We start from the raw sequence: 17,896 nt of genomic DNA on the forward strand, positions 1-17,896 counted from the left end.
CCGCCTTATTTAGACGGTTGTTTTTTTATGGAGTAACATCCAAACGTCTTTACTAGAAACAGGTTTGCTAATAAAGAATCCTTGAATGTGATCACAATTTTGTCTATGTAAAAATTCCCATTCTTCTTCCGTTTCTACACCTTCTGCAATCACTTCTAAATTTAGTTCTTTTGATAGTGTAATAATGGAAGAGACAATTGCTTCTTCTAAAGGACTATTTGTAATTCCACAAATAAACTCTCGAGCAATTTTTAATGTGTTGATTGGATATTTTGTTAAATAAGCTAAAGAACTATAACCAGTTCCAAAGTCATCGATTGAAATTTGAATGCCGAGATTTTGAAGCTGTTCTAGTTTTGCAACTACAGATTGATTTTGATTAATTGCGATGCTTTCCGTAATTTCAATATCTAGTGCTTCTGGTTTCAGTTCTGTTTCTTCTAACACCTTTGAAATAGTTGGGATTAAATCAGCATGGTTAAATTGAACAACAGATAAATTCACACCAACTTTTAAGTGAGAAAAACCTTGATTATGCCATCTTTTTGCCTCTAAACAGGCAGTACGTAAAATCCAATTACCAAGTTCAATAATAAAACCAGTTTCCTCTGCTAGAGGAATAAATTGGGCAGGAGATACGATACCGAGTTTTGGATGCTTCCAACGTATTAATGCTTCAAAACCGATAATTTCTTTTGTTTTTGTGCTTACTTGTGGTTGGTATTCAAGGAAAAATTCATTTTGTTGTAATGCTTTTGAAAGTTCACCTTCTAAGAATTGAATTTCATTTTGAGCGATACTCATTTCTTTTGAGAAGAAAACAAATCTGTTTTTTCCATTTGCCTTCGCACGGTACATAGCCATATCAGCATTTTTCATTAACTCATTTACATCAGTTCCATAATCAGGATACATCGCAATTCCGATACTCGGTGTAATAGAGAGTTCTTCGCCTTGAATGAAGAATGGTTTGTTTAAAATAGTTAAAATCTGTTCAGCTATAAAAATTGCACTTTTTTCTGAGTACATTTCTGGTAATAGAATGGTAAACTCATCTCCACCTTGGCGAGCGACGACATCTTTTGAACGCAAGCAACCGCGTAGTCTGTTTGCTACTTCAATTAATAATAAATCTCCGACGTCATGACCAAGTCTATCGTTAATTTTTTTAAATCGATCTAAATCAAGGAACATGACGGCGACATCATTTGCGTTAGTTTGGGCTGTATTCAAAATGGCTTTTAAATCTTTTTCGAACTTTCGGCGATTTGGTAATCCAGTAAGTGCATCGTGAAAGGCTAAATGTTCTACTTGTTTTTGTTTTTCATATAAAGTGGTAATATCACGCGCTATCCCAAACATTCCGACCACTTCTTTGTTTATAAAAGTAGGGATAAGTGTAATATGGAGATAATAATAATAGCCTTCTTGTTCTTTTGTACGAACTTCTAACGTTTGTGGCTTACCTTCCTTTGTAATTTGTAAAGCCTTCTTAAGTAGTTCGTGGTCTTTTGAATCAATGAAGTGTACCAGAGAATAGCTTGCCACTTCGCAATAATAGGCAGTAAATAAGCTTTCGCATGCCTTATTAGATTGTTGAAAAATGCCATTCATATTTAAAGAGAAAACGGCATCGGGATGATCTTCGAATAAAGATTTATAGCGTTGTTCACTTTTTGATAATGCAAATGCACCTTCTTCAACTTCGCCCTCTAGTTGTGTAGTCAACTGTTCATATGTATGGATTAGTGCTTGATTATCTTTCCACATGTAAAGTTGCCGCAAGAATAACAAAATAAGTGATAACACGAGGCCGATTAACATGAATTTATCATCCCAAGGTTGAATGATAATAAAAGAAAAAGTAATAATTATACTAAAATAAGGTAGTATAAAACGTATATAATCGAATCGATAATATTTTGCTTTCGTTTCATGCTGCATTGGTTTATCCAAAATATATAGTATGGAAGAAAGTCCAATTAATAAAATAGAAGCAGTGTGTATTAAATAATTAATTTCAGCGGAAGTTTTCATCCCAAAATTCAATTGAAACAGATGAATATAACCGTATACGAGTATAATAGTGAAACCGATAATTAATGCGATTCTACTAGAAGAATATTGTTCTCTTCTATATAGGCTAATAACGGCGTAAATTACTAATGATTGTGCAATAAAATACCCAATTAAAATCCAAGTGTCCTTTGTTAACATGCGGAAGCTTGAAATATCTAAGATAAAAGTTAAGGTGAAATAAATGTTCATAATAATAATAAAGATGCTATCGAATGAGAATTGAGAAAGTCCCTTAATAGAGTAATTTTTTATAAACTTTATAGCAAATCCAACAAAGAGCAAAATATATTGTATGATAAAAAAAGGTAATGCTTTATATGAAAATATAGATTGATTATGCATGGAAATCGAACTAAGAAATAGGGTTATCTCCATAACTAATCCACATAGGCAAGTGCATAGTAATAAAATCCAAAATAGTTTATCACTGCGTTTCATTTTTTTAATAGCTTTATATAAACAGTGGCAAGAAAAAAGTGCAGCAAAACAGAATAAGAAAAGAATCCCAATTTCCTTTATATGCGACTCATTTGGAATAAAGAGTATCCAAAGAGCAAATATAGATATGTATATTATGACAAATTGTACATACTTTTTTTGATTAATCATATTATGACTCCGTTTCAATAAAGTTGAATCTCGGGGGAATGCTAATTTAAATAATAGCATATAAAATAGGATGTTTTTTACTATAAAAATTACTTTTTTGAAAAAATGGTGCAAAGTTACAATTTACCACTGTAACATTGCACCACTTATTCTTTTAATGCCTCTTATAGCAGAAAGTTCATCTATTAATCGGAATAGTGCTAAGTCTTTTTGTTTACTTTCAATCATAATATCGAAATTATGATTGTTTTTTTTTGCAACGTGTAAGAAGGGCTTAATAAACTCTAAATCGATATATTCAGCATGAGCCCTAAATTCTTTTTCCGATCTTGGGGAGGAAATGTGAACTTTAGGAGAGATATTTGTATGTGACCAAGTTTCAAAAATTGCAGGAAGCAACTCTTCTAGTGGTTCCTCGCAAAGATTGGCCATATGATGATGATAATCAAATACAAATGGGATATTTTCTTTTTGGCAAATTGATAAAGTTTCAGAAGTTGTATACGTTTTATCATCGTTTTCAAGGGTCATTTGTTTTTTTATATGTGCAGGAAGTTTTTTTATGTTTTCATGGAAGCGCTCAATTGCCTTTTCTTTATTTCCATAGGCTCCACCTACATGAATATTAATGTAAGAAGAATCTGCAATGCCTATAGCATCCAATATTTTATAATGATAAGTCATATCCGTAATAGCGTTAGTAGTAATATGTGGCTTGTCACTTGTAAATAAAGTAAATTGATTTGGATGAAAACTTATTCGTAAATTGTGTTCTTTAATTAAAGCCCCTATTTTACGCCAAAGTGGTGTGAATACCCCAATATAGTCAAACTCGACTTCGGGATGTGTTGCAAGTGGGACGATGGAAGACGATAGGCGATATAGCGGGATTTCATGCGCTATATTGTAATGAAGGGTACGTATTGTGTGCTCTAAATTTTTCCTTATAACATGGTACAATTTGTCTTCTCGCTCTTGTTTGCTGAGTTTCTTAAAGCTTGTAAACGTCATTGTTTTGGCAGGAGAACAGTCCCAGAGTGCCATTGCATGTGAGACATATCCAAACCGCATAATCATATGAGATACACCTCTTTTATTCATTGTCTTTCCTATAAAAAGAAAGCAAGCATTGTTCCAATCCATTCTTTTCCTCTATCGATAAGAGAAGGTGGGTTTACATCGCTATAGGAAAGTACGGATGCATTCTCTAGATCTTCATGGAATTTATTTTTTACTGTTCGAATGAAATGTTTATTATATAACAGGCAGTTTATTTCATGGTTAATATATAAACTTCTCATATCAAAGTTTGCTGTTCCAATATCACAAATATCATCATCCACTATAATAATTTTGGCGTGAAAAAAACCTTGTTGAAATGCGTAAATATTGCAACCAGCCTGTATTAATTTTCGGCAGTACGGGAATTTTGCTTCTCGAACGAGAGGGTGATCAGCTTTTTCTGGAACGAGAATTGTGATTTGAACCCCTCTCTCTCTTGCTTTTAATAAGGCATTCATAATTTTTTTTCCAGGAATGAAATATGGTGTACCAATACAGATTTCTTTTTTTGCTCCGTTAATTAAATGTAAAAAAGTATGCTGTAAATAAGCACCATCAGTCGGAATAAATTGATGCATTATGGTACCTGGGTTTTGTTTTGGAAAATAAAGAGAAACATCCAATAAATTCTGTTTCGTATCATCAAACCAGTCATGCAAAAATTGCTTTTGTAAATCTTGAACCCCTTCTCCTGTAAGACGTAAATGATAGTCTCGCCATAATCCTAAATATTCATTATGCCCTAGATACTCTTCGCCGATATTAAAGCCCCCGATATAGCCAGTTTTCCCATCAATCACTGTAATTTTTCTATGATTTCTTTGATTGGCAGAAAAGAAAAGTAGAGGAAATTTTATCTTATGACAAAATGAAAAAGATACACCATGTTTTCGCAGGGAGCGAATAGCTTCGTTTGATAAATAATGGCTGCCAAATCGATCAAGTAAAAGTCGTACTTCAATTCCTTCCTGAGCCTTATCAATCAGCAACTTTAAAAATTCACGACTGATTTTATCGTTTTTTACAATGAAGAATAAAATATGAATGTGGTGCTGTGCTTGTTTTATATCAGTAAATAAGGCGTCATACAAATCTTTCCCGTATGTATAAAGGTGAAAATCACTTTGACGTAAAGGGAAAGTGCGAGAGCTTACCCGCTTTAAATGAAGAAGTCTCCCGTATGAAAGGTCAATTGTAATCCAAAGAGCAACGGATATTAACAAAAGAGATAAGTAGAGCATCAGTGAATTCCCTCCTTCGCATTCTTTTCACCTTCAGTGTGTTACAAATGATACGGGTAGCACGGTTGTTATTATAAATTTCATCAGAGGATAGTATGTCGCACTGATTAAAGTTTCACTTTATCCCGCTTTAACGGGCAGTAAGCTTCCTACTTCAAAAACTGATGAATAAGTAGAAGTTAGTTTGGAAATCAACTGCCCGTAAAAGCCCGATTGGTTCAACTAATAATCAGTGGGGGATGAACCACCCCTACAGATTAAAGTTTCACTTTATAGTTTCACCGAAATAAACAGCTTTATGAAAAAATGTGTTGTTCTATAACAAAAAACTGTTGACTGAATGCTCACTCATTATATAATGGGGGTAGGGGATATAATTCAGAAAATTATATATTTTTGAAGATTCTAAAAAGAAAGAGGGCTTACAAAGAGAGGGGTAGCATAAAAATGAATAGCTTACTGATCATTAATTGGCTGGCTGCCATTGCTGTTATTGCTTATGCAGGATATTTGTTTGTATATCTTATACGGACGAGAATAGCCTACATACAATTAGGAAAAAAAATTGAATTTGACCGTCGTTTTAAAGAGCGTTGGGATCTTCTTAAGGTCAATGTTTTCGGTCAGAAAAAGCTGCTGAAAGATAAGAAAAGCGGCATCATTCACGTTATGTTCTTTTACGGATTTATTCTTGTCCAATTTGGAGCAATTGACTTCGTTTGGAAAGGACTCGCACCAGGATCACATCTTCCACTTGGACCACTATACCCTGCATTTACATTCTTCCAGGAAATTGTCACACTTGTTATTTTAATTGCAGTATTTTGGGCTTTTCATAGACGTTATGTAGAAAAGCTTGTTCGTTTAAAACGTAACTTCAAATCAGGTCTTGTTCTTATCTTTATCGGTGGTTTAATGATCTCTGTGCTACTTGGTAACGGTATGGGACTTATATGGCATGGCGAGGAGCTTTCATGGAGTGAACCAATTGCTTCTGCAATCGCTTACGTTTTTAGCGGGATAAATGAAACCGTAGCCATTTCAGTGTTCTATTTCTCTTGGTGGGTGCATTTACTAATTTTGTTAACGTTTTTAGTGTATGTTCCACAATCAAAACATGCGCATTTAATTGCGGGACCAGCTAATGTATTTTTCGGTCGTATTTCAAATCCAGGGAAGCTTGAAAAGATTGATTTTGAAGATGAAACACAAGAAACATTTGGTGTTGGTAAAATTGAAGACTTTAGACAAAATCAACTTATTGACTTATACGCTTGTGTAGAGTGTGGCCGTTGTACAAATATGTGTCCAGCAACAGGCACAGGGAAAATGTTATCGCCGATGGACTTAATATTAAAACTTCGCGATCATTTAACTGATAAAGGGGCTGCGGTAACATCAAAAGCACCGTGGGTTCCAGTAGTTGCCTTCAATAATACACAAGGAAATCAGTTAGCGATGATGGCAGCTGGAAAAGGACAACAAGAATCAGCGGCTACAACGCTCGCTTACGATCCGAGTTTAATCGGAGATGTTATTACAGAAGAAGAGATTTGGGCATGTACAACGTGTCGTAACTGTGAAGATCAATGTCCAGTTATGAATGAGCATGTTGACAAAATTATTGATTTACGTCGATATCTCGTTTTAACAGAAGGAAAAATGGACGCGGAAGCACAACGCGCGATGACAAACATCGAGCGTCAAGGAAATCCGTGGGGTCTGAACCGTAAAGAGCGTGAAACATGGCGCCAAGGTGATGACGAAGTAACAGTTCCAACTGTAAAAGAAAAATCAAAAGCTGGTGAGGAATTCGAGTATTTATTCTGGGTTGGTTCAATGGGATCATACGACAACCGTAGTCAGAAGATTGCAATATCATTTGCGAAGTTAATGAACGAAGCAGGCATTTCATTCGCAATTCTCGGTAATAAAGAAAAGAATTCTGGAGATACACCACGTCGCCTCGGAAATGAATTTGTATTCCAAGAGATGGCGACAAAGAATATCGAAGAATTTGAAAAGGCAGGAGTGAAGAAAATCGTTACGATTGATCCTCATGCTTATAACACATTTAAAAATGAGTATCCGGACTTTGGCTTGCAAGCAGAAGTCTATCATCATACAGAATTGTTAGCCCAGTGGGTGAAAGAAGGGCGTTTAAAGCCTGTTCATGCTATTGAAGAAACAGTTACGTACCATGATTCCTGTTATTTAGGAAGATACAACGAAGTGTACGAAGCGCCACGTGACATTTTGAAAGCGATTCCTGGAGTGAATCTTGTAGAAATGGCACGTAACCGTGAGACTGGAATGTGTTGTGGCGCAGGTGGTGGCTTAATGTGGATGGAAGAAACAACAGGCTCTCGTATTAACGTTGCTCGTACAGAACAAGCATTAGCTGTACAGCCATCCATTATCGGTACAGGTTGTCCATATTGCTTAACGATGATCAGTGATGGCACGAAAGCGAAAGAGGTAGAAGAAAAAGTTCAAACTCTTGATGTGACAGAGATTTTAGAACGATCTGTTATCGGACAGAAAAAAGAAGCGATGTAGTTTATAAGAATGTATACAACTTTAGAAAGAGGTGCAATGATTGCACCTCTTCTCAACGTAGGGATACCGAGCGAGCGCTCAGTGTTAAAAAATGAAATGGGGGAAAGAAACATGAGTAAAACAGTTATTTTAAGTGCTGCAAGAACACCAGTTGGAAAATTCGGAGGATCTTTAAAAGATGTAAAAGCGACGGAACTTGGAGGAATTGCAATTAAAGCAGCGCTTGAAAGAGCAAATGTTGCAGCTAGTGATGTTGAAGAAGTTATATTTGGAACGGTTATTCAAGGTGGACAGGGACAAATTCCATCGCGCCAAGCTGCAAGGGCTGCAGGAATCCCTTGGGAAGTGCAGACGGAAACAGTCAATAAAGTTTGTGCATCAGGCCTTCGTGCGGTTACGTTAGCGGATCAGATTATTCGTACTGGCGATCAATCACTGATTGTAGCTGGTGGTATGGAGTCGATGAGTAACAGTCCTTACATTTTACGCGGAGCAAGATGGGGATACAGAATGGGCAACAACGAAGTTATTGATTTAAACGTTGCTGACGGTTTAACATGCGCATTTTCAGGTACACACATGGGTGTTTATGGCGGAGAAGTTGCGAAGGAAGATGGAATTTCTCGCGAAGCGCAAGATGAATGGGCATATCGTAGCCATCAGCGTGCGGTTTCAGCGCATAAAGAAGGACGTTTTGAAGAGGAGATCGTTCCAGTAACGATCCCGCAAAGAAAAGGCGATTCTATTGTCGTTGCAAAGGATGAGGCGCCACGTGAAGATACAACGATTGAAAAGTTAGCAAAGTTAAAACCTGTATTTGATAAGACAGCGGCGGTGACAGCTGGTAATGCGCCAGGCTTGAACGATGGTGGTGCCGCACTTGTATTAATGAGCGAAGACAGAGCGAAGCAAGAAGGAAGAAAGCCATTAGCGACAATTTTGGCGCATACAGCAATTGCAGTGGAATCTAAAGATTTCCCAAGAACGCCAGGTTATGCAATTAACGCATTGCTTGAAAAAACAGGCAAGACAATTGAAGATATCGATTTATTCGAGATTAATGAAGCATTTGCAGCGGTAGCAATTGCAAGTACAGAAATCGCAGGAATTGATCCAGAAAAATTGAATGTAAATGGCGGCGCAGTAGCGATGGGACATCCAATTGGAGCAAGCGGAGCGCGCATTATCGTTACACTAATCCATGCGCTTAAGCAGCGCGGCGGCGGAATTGGAATTGCTTCGATTTGTAGCGGTGGCGGTCAAGGGGACGCAGTGATGATTGAAGTTCACTAATTAAAGTTCGAGGGTATAAAATTTATTAACAATTAAGGGGGAAGAAAAAATGGGTGTACAAAACATTGTTGTAATTGGTGCAGGGCAAATGGGATCAGGAATTGCACAAGTATGTGCAATGGCAGGATATGACGTGAAGGTACAAGATTTAAAACAAGAGCAATTAGATAGAGGTTTGGCTATCATTACGAAAAACTTAGCGCGCCAAGTAGAAAAAGGACGCATGAAGGAAGAAGAGAAGGAAGCGACATTAAATCGTCTTACAGTAACGCTTGATTTAGATTGTGTGAAAGAAGCGGATCTTATTATTGAAGCAGCTGTTGAGAAAATGGATATTAAAAAGAAAATCTTTGCGAATCTAGATGAAATTGCTCCAGAACACGCAATTTTAGCGACGAATACGTCATCTCTGCCAATTACAGAAATTGCAGCGGTAACGAAGCGTCCGGAAAAAGTAATCGGTATGCACTTTATGAATCCAGTTCCAGTTATGAAGCTTGTTGAGATTATTCGTGGTTTGGCTACAGATGATGCGGTATATGAAGCAATTGAAGATATTACGAAAAAAATTGGGAAAGTACCAGTTGAAGTAAATGATTTCCCAGGTTTTGTATCAAACCGCATTTTGTTACCGATGATTAACGAAGCAATTTATACGTTATATGAAGGTGTAGCGACGAAAGAAGCAATTGATGAAGTAATGAAGCTGGGTATGAACCATCCGATGGGGCCTTTGACGCTCGCTGATTTTATCGGTTTAGATACGTGTTTATACATTATGGAAGTGTTGCATGAAGGATTAGGAGATAGTAAATATCGCCCATGTCCGTTATTACGTAAGTATGTGAATGCAGGATGGTTAGGTCGTAAAACAGGTCGTGGATTCTACGTTTACGAATAAATTCCCCCTTTGTTACAAAATAGTGGTCTTACCAAATTGTTAAAAGGATATATAGCAAATGGAGGCGGAGTATATGAACTTTCGTTTTAATGAAGAGCAGCAAATGATGAGGAAAATGGTTCGGGATTTTGCACAGAAGGAAATAGCTCCCTTTGTTCCTAGTATGGAACAAGGGGTGTTCCCAAAAGAGGTTTTACAAAAGATGGGTAATCTTGGATTAATGGGGATTCCAGCGCCTGCAAAATACGGCGGGGCAGAAATGGATTTTATTTCTTACATTCTAGCAATTGAGGAAATCTCAAAGGTAAGTGCAACAGTTGGTGTAATTTTAGCTGTACATACGTCAGTTGGAATGAATCCGATTTTATATTTCGGAACAGAAGAACAGAAGAAAAAATATGTTTCTAAACTTGCAACCGGGGAATATTTAGGCGCATTTGCTTTAACAGAGCCAAATGCAGGATCGGATGCAGGGAGTTTGAAATCAAGAGCTGTAAAAAAAGGCGATCATTATATTATTAATGGATCGAAAGTGTTTATTACAAATGGTGGTGAAGCAAGTACGTACATTGTATTCGCTTCTACAAATCCAGATGCAGGAAAAAGTGGTATTTCTGCATTTATAGTAGAGAAAGATACACCTGGTTTAATCATCGGAAAAGATGAACATAAGATGGGGCTTCTCGGTTCTCGTACGGTACAACTTACTTTTGAAGATATGAAAGTGCCAGCTGAGAATTTACTTGGGGAAGAAGGACAAGGATTCAAGGTGGCAATGGCGAATTTAGATGTTGGGCGAATTGGAATCGGTGCACAGGCGTTAGGAATTGCTGAAGCGGCGCTTGCATGTGCGATTGATTATGCAAAAGAACGAGAGCAATTTGGGAAACCAATTGCGGCGCAGCAAGGGATTGGCTTCAAACTTGCAGATATGGCAACAAGTGTCGAAGCAGCAAGGTTACTCGTATATAGAGCGGCGTCTCTTAGGGCACAAGGATTACCATGCGGTAAAGAAGCATCTATTGCGAAATTATTTGCTTCTAAGACAGCGGTTGAAGTCGCGATTGAGGCGGTGCAAGTATTTGGTGGTTACGGTTATACGAAAGACTATCCAGTAGAACGATTTTTCCGTGATGCGAAAATCACGCAAATATATGAAGGAACAAGTGAAATACAGAAACTTGTTATTAGCCGTGCTTTATAAAAGGGCGAGGGGGAGACGGAGATGCATTTTAAACTATCAGAAGAACATGAAATGATAAGAAAAATGGTTCGAGATTTTGCTAAAAATGAAGTAGCACCAACAGCAGCTGAGCGTGATGAGGAAGAGAGATTTGATCGAGAGTTATTTGATCAAATGGCAGAGCTTGGTTTAACTGGTATTCCGTGGCCTGAAGAATACGGAGGAATTGGAAGCGATTACTTAGCATACGTAATTGCTATTGAAGAATTATCTCGAGTTTGTGCTTCAACAGGTGTAACACTATCTGCACATACTTCACTTGCGGGATGGCCAATTTTTAAATTTGGGACAGAAGAACAAAAGCAAAAGTTTTTACGACCGATGGCTGAAGGGAAGAAAATTGGTGCATACGGCTTAACGGAGCCAGGATCTGGATCGGATGCTGGTGGAATGAAGACAATCGCAAAGAGAGATGGCGACCATTATATTTTAAATGGATCAAAAATTTTCATTACAAATGGCGGTATTGCTGATATTTATGTTGTTTTTGCGCTAACTAATCCTGAATCGAAGCAGCGCGGTACGAGTGCATTTATTGTAGAAAGTGATACACCGGGATTTTCAGTTGGGAAGAAGGAGAGCAAGCTAGGGATTCGCTCTTCACCAACGACTGAAATTATGTTTGAAGATTGCCGTATTCCTGTAGAGAATCTACTTGGAGAAGAGGGGCAAGGATTTAAAGTTGCGATGCAAACATTAGATGGAGGTCGTAACGGTATTGCGGCGCAAGCTGTTGGTATTGCACAAGGGGCTTTAGATGCTTCTGTAGAATATGCAAGGGAGCGCCATCAATTTGGAAAGCCAATTGCGGCGCAGCAAGGGATTGGCTTTAAACTTGCGGATATGGCAACAGATGTAGAAGCGGCACGCCTTTTAACATATCAAGCGGCTTGGCTTGAATCAGAAGGGCTTCCGTATGGAAAAGAATCAGCGATGTCAAAAGTATTTGCGGGGGATACAGCGATGAAGGTGACGACTGAAGCGGTGCAAGTATTTGGTGGTTACGGTTATACGAAAGATTATCCAGTAGAGCGTTATATGCGAGATGCAAAGATTACACAAATATATGAAGGAACACAAGAGATTCAGAGGCTTGTAATTTCTCGTATGTTAACGAAGTAGGAACGAAAGCGTAGGTATTTTCCTACGCTTTTTCCTTCCAAAAAATAATAGAGAGAGGTGAAGGTAATGGTTAAACATAATGTACATGCATCGGTGAAAGATGAAAAATTAGTTGCGTTAAGACGTGAACAAATGATTAAAGGTGCGGTGCAACTGTTTAAACAAAAAGGATTTCCGCGTACAACAACGAGAGAGATTGCAAAAGCGGCGGGATTTAGTATAGGGACACTTTATGAGTACATTCGTACAAAAGATGATGTTTTGTATTTAGTTTGTGATAGTATATATGAACATGTAAAAGAACGATTAGAGGAAGTAGTATGTACAGAAAAAGGGAGTATAGAAAGTTTAAAGATAGCGATAACGAATTACTTTAAAGTGATGGACGAATTACAAGAAGAAGTATTAATTATGTATCAAGAAGTACGTTTTTTACCGAAAGAATCTCTCCCATATGTATTAGAAAAAGAGTTTCAAATGGTAGGAATGTTTGAGGATATTTTAGAACAGTGTACGGAAAATGGAACGTTTATATTAAATAAAAAAGAAATACAGCTTCTTGCACATAATATTTTTATACAAGGACAAATGTGGGGGTTTAGACGCTGGGCGCTGCAAAAACTGTATACGCTTGAAGAATATACAGAAATGCAAATTAGGTATGTGTTGCAAGGTGCCCATATGCTTCCGAAATAAGGAACAGACAAATTATTAATTTTATTACCATATAAAAGTTTCCCGTTTTTTTTGTAGCATATTTGTGCGACTTTTGTTTATAATGAATAGTATGGATTTTTTTAAGCAGACCGTTATATATAAGGTTATATTTGATGAAAGGAAGTGCCGCATAAGTGAATTTTAAGCAATATTCACCAGAAGAGCTAAAAGAATGTTCAATGATTGAAGTTGTACATAGCGTTTTAGGGGATAAAAGACAAGCAACGACATTCAACGAGTTGGTTCAAGAAATCGCTCAAGTGCTGGGACTATCTCAAGAGCAAGTTAATGCGAAACTCGCACAATTTTATACAGATTTAAACATCGATGGACGTTTCATTAATTTAGGAGAAAATCGTTGGGGACTACGCAGCTGGTACCCATATGAGCAAATTGATGAAGAAATCTTACCGCAGCCAAAACCGAAGAAGAAACGTAAAGTTGAAGAAGACGGTTTTGACGACTACATTGAAGAAGATGAAGATGACTTTGACGATGCAGACGGAAATGCAGACGAAGAAGATGATGTAGAAGATTTGGACAAGGTTCTTGAAGAAGAAGACGGAGATGACGACGATCTTGATGATTTAGAAGAAGATGAAGAAGACGACTTCGCTGAAGAAGAACTTGAGTATGATGAAACTGAAGAAGAAGAGGAAGAACTGTAGTTCTTGACTTTTCATTATCGTCCATGTAGAATCATTTTTGGGCTCTTTAAAAAAGGACGATAATACTTTTAAAGTGTAAATATAAAAGAAAATTGCTCCCTACTTATTACTTTATGTGATGAGGGGAGCAATTTTCTTTTTTGTTTTTTGTTTAGAAAATAAAAAGAGTCTAACAATAAGATGGATACAGTGTTATCTACATACGTTGCGCTTTGCAACGGTGATTATATAACAGCAAAATAGAAGGGAGCTTTTTCATGACTAAGTATATTTTTGTAACAGGCGGTGTAGTATCGTCTTTAGGAAAAGGTATTACAGCAGCATCTCTTGGAAGACTTTTAAAAAATCGTGGTTTAAATGTAACGATTCAAAAGTTTGATCCATACATTAACGTAGACCCAGGGACTATGAGCCCATACCAACACGGTGAGGTATTCGTAACAGATGATGGCGCAGAAACTGACTTAGACCTTGGTCACTATGAGCGTTTTATCGACATTAACTTAAACAAATACAGCAACGTAACAACAGGTAAAATTTACTCTTCAGTTCTTCAAAAAGAGCGTCGCGGTGAATATTTAGGAGGAACAGTTCAAGTTATTCCTCACATTACTAACGAAATTAAAGAGCGCGTATATCGTTCTGGCCGTGAAACAAATGCGGATGTTGTTATTACAGAAATCGGTGGAACTGTTGGTGATATCGAGTCTCTACCATTCTTAGAAGCAATCCGTCAAATTAAGAGCGACATCGCTCGTGACAATGTAATGTACATTCACTGTACGTTAATCCCGTACTTAAAAGCAGCGGGTGAAATGAAAACAAAACCAACACAACATAGTGTTAAAGAACTTCGTAGCTTAGGTATTCAACCAAATATTATCGTTGTTCGTACAGAACTTCCTGTTTCTCAAGATATGAAAGACAAGCTTGCATTATTCTGTGACATCGATACAAAAGCAGTTATCGAAGCTCGCGATGCAGATACTTTATATGCGGTTCCATTATCTCTTCAAGAACAAAACATGGACCAAATCGTTTGTGATCACTTAAAATTAGACAATCCAGCTGCAGATATGACAGAGTGGACTGCGCTAGTTAACAAGGTACGTAACCTTTCTAAGAAAACAAAAATCGCTCTTGTTGGTAAATATGTAGAACTTCAAGATGCATATATTTCTGTTGTAGAAGCACTTCGTCATGCTGGTTACTCATTCGATACAGATGTAGAAGTAAAATGGGTAAATGCTGAGCACGTAACAGCAGAAAATGTACAAGAATTAGTAGGAGACACAGATGGTATCCTTGTACCAGGTGGCTTCGGCGATCGTGGTGTAGAAGGTAAAATCGTTGCGATTCAATATGCTCGTGAAAACAAAGTTCCATTCTTAGGAATTTGCTTAGGTATGCAACTTGCATCAATCGAATTCGCACGTAATGTATTAGGTTTAGAAGGTGCTAACTCTTCTGAAATTAACCCTGATACACCATACGCAATCATTGACCTATTACCAGAACAAAAAGATGTAGAGGACCTAGGTGGTACACTTCGTCTTGGTCTATACCCATGTAAGCTTTCTGAAGAAACAAATGCTTACAATGCTTATAATGAGCCGGTTGTATATGAGCGTCATCGTCATCGTTATGAGTTCAACAACCAGTTCCGTCCGGATATGGAAAAAGAAGGATTCGTATTCTCTGGTACAAGCCCAGACGGTCGTCTAGTTGAAATCATTGAATTAAAAGACCACCCTTGGTTCGTAGCAGCACAGTTCCACCCAGAACTTGTTTCTCGTCCAAACCGTCCACAACCATTGTTCCATGACTTCGTAAGAGCTTCTATTACGAATAAAGAGAGCAAGTAATAAAAAAAGCGCCGTCACTTTAAAGTGACGGCGCTTTTTTTTAATATTCGTTTAACATTTCATCGATTGTAAATTTGATTCCGTGATAAGCAAATAAAGCTACTATTAAGCTTGGGAACCCGTAGCGATTACCTTCATCGTCTGGAATAAGGCCTTTTAACAGTTTTGTATCAATATGTACGTCTGTATATTGTTCCAGTGATTTCGTACCTTCTTGAAGAGCAGAAATGCCGACAATAGAGTGTCCCTCTTCTTGTAGTTTTTTTGCAATTTCTACAACTGCTTCATCTGTTGAAAAACGGCTAATAAGAAGTACACGATCCGCAGAGGTTACTTCTGCTTCTTTACCATTTTCAAATAAGCGTTTTGCTTGCTTCATTGGTTCAGCACCGAATAGTGCTTCGGTAACAACACCATCCATTTCATTTGTACCATATAAATAAATGAAACCATCGCCAATTAGTGCTTGAGCAAGTAAACGAGCGCTATCTTCTATATTCATTTCTTCTTTTTGAGAAACTCTGGAGAAATAACCACTTAATTGAGTTGAAAAAATTTTTAACATAATGTTACTCCCTTCGTACGTGTTTGCCGGCTTTCATTATAGTTTATTTTTTTAGAAAGGTGAAATCGTAGGGTAGCATAACAAAATAGGAAACGGTAAAATAAGAAAGAATAGGAAGGAATTTGCCAAAGAATAGCGAAAATAAATCGTTAAGATATAAGAAGCTTTAAATCTTGTACTTACACAGAAAGGTTGGGAATTATGGAAGGTAAAATTTTAATCGTTGATGATCAATATGGGATTCGTGTGTTATTACATGAAGTGTTCCAAAAAGAAGGTTATCAGACATTCCAAGCAGCGAATGGATTTCAAGCTTTAGATATCGTGAAAAAAGATAATCCGGATTTAGTAGTATTAGATATGAAAATTCCAGGCATGGATGGTATAGAGATTTTAAAGCATGTAAAAGAAATTGATGAGAGTATTAAAGTCATTTTAATGACTGCTTATGGAGAGCTTGATATGATCCAAGAAGCAAAAGATTTAGGTGCTTTAATGCATTTTGCTAAACCATTTGATATTGATGAAATTCGTCAAGCTGTGAGAAATGAGCTCGCTGTAGAGGCGTAAAAATGAATTTTTTATAAAAAATATGGAAAAAAGCGTTTACATGGACTATTGTGCAGGTGAATACGGTTGAGTTTTTGAGTACAAGTTGTTATCCTATTGAGTGTAGAAAAAAGTCCGGTATGTAGATATACATATTTTACCTTATTCTGGTCATACTACCAGCGATAAGAACTTATCGGATACAAAAAACGTTTTTTAGGAGGATTCACCATGCCTTTAGTTTCTATGAAAGAAATGCTAAACAAAGCACTAGAAGGAAAATACGCAGTTGGTCAATTCAACATGAACAACTTAGAGTGGACTCAAGCTATCTTAGCTGCTGCGGAAGAAGAAAAATCTCCTGTAATCCTAGGTGTATCTGAGGGTGCAGCTCGTCATATGACTGGTTTCAAAACAGTTGTAGCTATGGTTAAAGCTTTAATCGAAGAAATGAACATCACTGTTCCTGTAGCGATTCACCTTGACCATGGTTCAAGCTTCGAAAAATGTAAAGAAGCAATTGATGCAGGTTTCACATCTGTAATGATCGACGCTTCTCACCACCCATTCGAAGAAAACGTTGAAACTACTAAACAAGTAGTAGAATACGCACACGCTCGTAACGTATCTGTTGAAGCTGAGCTTGGAACAGTTGGCGGACAAGAAGACGACGTAATTGCTGAAGGCGTAATTTACGCTGATCCAGCAGAGTGTAAGCACCTTGTTGAAGCAACAGGTATCGATTGCCTAGCTCCAGCTTTAGGTTCTGTACACGGTCCTTACAAAGGTGAGCCTAACTTAGGATTCGCTGAAATGGAACAAGTTCGTGACTTCACTGGCGTACCTTTAGTATTACACGGTGGTACTGGTATCCCAACTGCTGATATCGTAAAAGCTATCTCTTTAGGTACTTCAAAAATCAACGTAAACACTGAGAACCAAATCGAGTTTACAAAAGCTGTTCGTGAAGTATTAAATAAAGACCAAGAAGTTTACGATCCTCGTAAATTTATCGGACCTGGCCGCGACGCTATTAAAGCAACTGTTGCTGGTAAAATGCGTGAGTTCGGTTCTAACGGTAAAGCGTAAGAATAAAATTCCGTTTTGGAAACCGTCTAGTCTTTTAGACGGTTTCCTTTCGTTGTATAATGAAAGCGTGAACAAGTCGAAAGATTTTATCATTTTTGGTTTTTAAATAGAAAATAATGTGCATAGTCCTATTAATAAATGTGATAACGTATCTAAATTGATAAAGTGAATTCGATGAATAGTTGATCTTTATCTATTCGTGCTACAGGAGAAATGAAGATAATGGTTTCCTATTTATCCTGCATTAAAGGGCAGTAAGACCCCCACCTCAAAATTTAGTGGAAGCAAAGAAGTTAGGTGGGGATCAACTGCCCGTAAAAGCCCGATTGGTTCA

14 protein-coding genes are annotated in these 17,896 nt (G+C 37.4%); 10 read left to right on the forward strand and 4 right to left on the reverse strand.

From position 1 onward, the window contains the following. Nucleotides 1-9: 9 nt before the first annotated feature. The 3 genes from MHI28_RS18870 to cls form a co-directional block, all read right to left on the reverse strand. Nucleotides 10-2,688, reverse strand: coding sequence for a DUF4084 domain-containing protein (locus MHI28_RS18870; protein WP_002162962.1), 2,679 nt, complete (start codon nucleotides 2,686-2,688; stop codon nucleotides 10-12). Nucleotides 2,689-2,811: 123 nt separating this feature from the next. After that, nucleotides 2,812-3,765, reverse strand: a complete 954-nt coding sequence (gene uvsE, locus MHI28_RS18875) for a UV DNA damage repair endonuclease UvsE (RefSeq protein WP_086403040.1) — start codon at nucleotides 3,763-3,765, stop codon at nucleotides 2,812-2,814. Nucleotides 3,766-3,797: 32 nt separating this feature from the next. Continuing rightward, nucleotides 3,798-4,991: a cardiolipin synthase gene (gene cls / locus MHI28_RS18880; protein WP_000966425.1), complete on the reverse strand. Its 1,194-nt coding sequence runs from the start codon at nucleotides 4,989-4,991 to the stop codon at nucleotides 3,798-3,800. A gap of 447 nt (nucleotides 4,992-5,438) precedes the next feature. On the opposite strand from cls, the gene MHI28_RS18885 reads away from it, so the two are divergent. The 8 genes from MHI28_RS18885 to pyrG all read left to right on the forward strand — a co-directional run bounded on the left by MHI28_RS18885 (nucleotide 5,439) and on the right by pyrG (nucleotide 15,359). Continuing rightward, a complete protein-coding gene (locus tag MHI28_RS18885; protein WP_001086753.1) occupies nucleotides 5,439-7,550 on the forward strand; it encodes a heterodisulfide reductase-related iron-sulfur binding cluster in 2,112 nt (703 codons plus the stop codon). A 9-nt stretch (nucleotides 7,551-7,559) separates the two neighbouring features. Further along, nucleotides 7,560-8,843 carry an acetyl-CoA C-acetyltransferase gene (locus tag MHI28_RS18890; RefSeq protein WP_002083553.1) on the forward strand — a complete coding sequence of 428 codons (1,284 nt, stop codon included), beginning with the start codon at nucleotides 7,560-7,562 and terminating at the stop codon, nucleotides 8,841-8,843. Between the two features lie 49 nt (nucleotides 8,844-8,892). Beyond that, nucleotides 8,893-9,744 (forward strand): 3-hydroxybutyryl-CoA dehydrogenase, encoded by an 852-nt coding sequence (locus MHI28_RS18895; RefSeq protein ID WP_000538874.1) that lies wholly within the window; start codon nucleotides 8,893-8,895, stop codon nucleotides 9,742-9,744. Nucleotides 9,745-9,817: 73 nt separating this feature from the next. After that, nucleotides 9,818-10,948, forward strand: coding sequence for an acyl-CoA dehydrogenase (locus MHI28_RS18900; RefSeq protein WP_001011191.1), 1,131 nt, complete (start codon nucleotides 9,818-9,820; stop codon nucleotides 10,946-10,948). A 21-nt stretch (nucleotides 10,949-10,969) separates the two neighbouring features. Beyond that, nucleotides 10,970-12,109 (forward strand): acyl-CoA dehydrogenase AcdA, encoded by a 1,140-nt coding sequence (gene acdA / locus MHI28_RS18905; RefSeq protein WP_000545547.1) that lies wholly within the window; start codon nucleotides 10,970-10,972, stop codon nucleotides 12,107-12,109. 66 nt (nucleotides 12,110-12,175) lie between these two features. Beyond that, nucleotides 12,176-12,805, forward strand: coding sequence for a TetR/AcrR family transcriptional regulator (locus tag MHI28_RS18910; RefSeq protein ID WP_000238594.1), 630 nt, complete (start codon nucleotides 12,176-12,178; stop codon nucleotides 12,803-12,805). Between the two features lie 155 nt (nucleotides 12,806-12,960). Continuing rightward, a complete protein-coding gene (gene rpoE / locus MHI28_RS18915; protein WP_001009774.1) occupies nucleotides 12,961-13,494 on the forward strand; it encodes a DNA-directed RNA polymerase subunit delta in 534 nt (177 codons plus the stop codon). 257 nt (nucleotides 13,495-13,751) lie between these two features. Beyond that, on the forward strand, nucleotides 13,752-15,359 hold the full coding sequence (gene pyrG / locus MHI28_RS18920; RefSeq protein ID WP_340828173.1) for a CTP synthase: 1,608 nt from the start codon (nucleotides 13,752-13,754) through the stop codon (nucleotides 15,357-15,359). 40 nt (nucleotides 15,360-15,399) lie between these two features. On the opposite strand, the gene MHI28_RS18925 is transcribed toward pyrG, so the two are convergent. Continuing rightward, nucleotides 15,400-15,924 carry a DUF2529 domain-containing protein gene (locus tag MHI28_RS18925; protein WP_000912391.1) on the reverse strand — a complete coding sequence of 175 codons (525 nt, stop codon included), beginning with the start codon at nucleotides 15,922-15,924 and terminating at the stop codon, nucleotides 15,400-15,402. A 201-nt stretch (nucleotides 15,925-16,125) separates the two neighbouring features. Here MHI28_RS18925 and spo0F point away from each other — a divergent pair, with 201 nt between their 5' ends. Both spo0F and MHI28_RS18935 read left to right on the forward strand, forming a co-directional pair. Further along, nucleotides 16,126-16,494: a sporulation initiation phosphotransferase Spo0F gene (spo0F, locus tag MHI28_RS18930; protein ID WP_000398594.1), complete on the forward strand. Its 369-nt coding sequence runs from the start codon at nucleotides 16,126-16,128 to the stop codon at nucleotides 16,492-16,494. A 210-nt stretch (nucleotides 16,495-16,704) separates the two neighbouring features. Continuing rightward, complete coding sequence (locus MHI28_RS18935) at nucleotides 16,705-17,562, forward strand: class II fructose-bisphosphate aldolase (RefSeq protein WP_001131856.1); 858 nt, start codon at nucleotides 16,705-16,707, stop codon at nucleotides 17,560-17,562. Nucleotides 17,563-17,896: the final 334 nt, after the last annotated feature.

It is taken from the genome of Bacillus sp. FSL K6-0268 (genome assembly GCF_038005425.1).
GTDB lineage: Bacteria > Bacillota > Bacilli > Bacillales > Bacillaceae_G > Bacillus_A > Bacillus_A thuringiensis_S.

Bases quoted from the DNA above. Each gene is read 5' to 3' on its own strand.
- MHI28_RS18895 (WP_000538874.1), top strand. From the start codon at position 8,893: ATGGGTGTACAAAACATTGTTGTAATTGGTGCAGGGCAAATGGGATCA.
- spo0F (WP_000398594.1), top strand. From the start codon at position 16,126: ATGGAAGGTAAAATTTTAATCGTTGATGATCAATATGGGATTCGTGTG.
- acdA (WP_000545547.1), top strand. From the start codon at position 10,970: ATGCATTTTAAACTATCAGAAGAACATGAAATGATAAGAAAAATGGTT.
- MHI28_RS18890 (WP_002083553.1), top strand. From the start codon at position 7,560: ATGTATACAACTTTAGAAAGAGGTGCAATGATTGCACCTCTTCTCAAC.
- MHI28_RS18935 (WP_001131856.1), top strand. From the start codon at position 16,705: ATGCCTTTAGTTTCTATGAAAGAAATGCTAAACAAAGCACTAGAAGGA.
- cls (WP_000966425.1), bottom strand. From the start codon at position 4,991: ATGCTCTACTTATCTCTTTTGTTAATATCCGTTGCTCTTTGGATTACA.
- pyrG (WP_340828173.1), top strand. From the start codon at position 13,752: ATGACTAAGTATATTTTTGTAACAGGCGGTGTAGTATCGTCTTTAGGA.
- MHI28_RS18885 (WP_001086753.1), top strand. From the start codon at position 5,439: ATGAATAGCTTACTGATCATTAATTGGCTGGCTGCCATTGCTGTTATT.
- MHI28_RS18910 (WP_000238594.1), top strand. From the start codon at position 12,176: ATGGTTAAACATAATGTACATGCATCGGTGAAAGATGAAAAATTAGTT.
- MHI28_RS18900 (WP_001011191.1), top strand. From the start codon at position 9,818: ATGAACTTTCGTTTTAATGAAGAGCAGCAAATGATGAGGAAAATGGTT.
- MHI28_RS18925 (WP_000912391.1), bottom strand. From the start codon at position 15,924: ATGTTAAAAATTTTTTCAACTCAATTAAGTGGTTATTTCTCCAGAGTT.
- uvsE (WP_086403040.1), bottom strand. From the start codon at position 3,765: ATGATTATGCGGTTTGGATATGTCTCACATGCAATGGCACTCTGGGAC.
- MHI28_RS18870 (WP_002162962.1), bottom strand. From the start codon at position 2,688: ATGATTAATCAAAAAAAGTATGTACAATTTGTCATAATATACATATCT.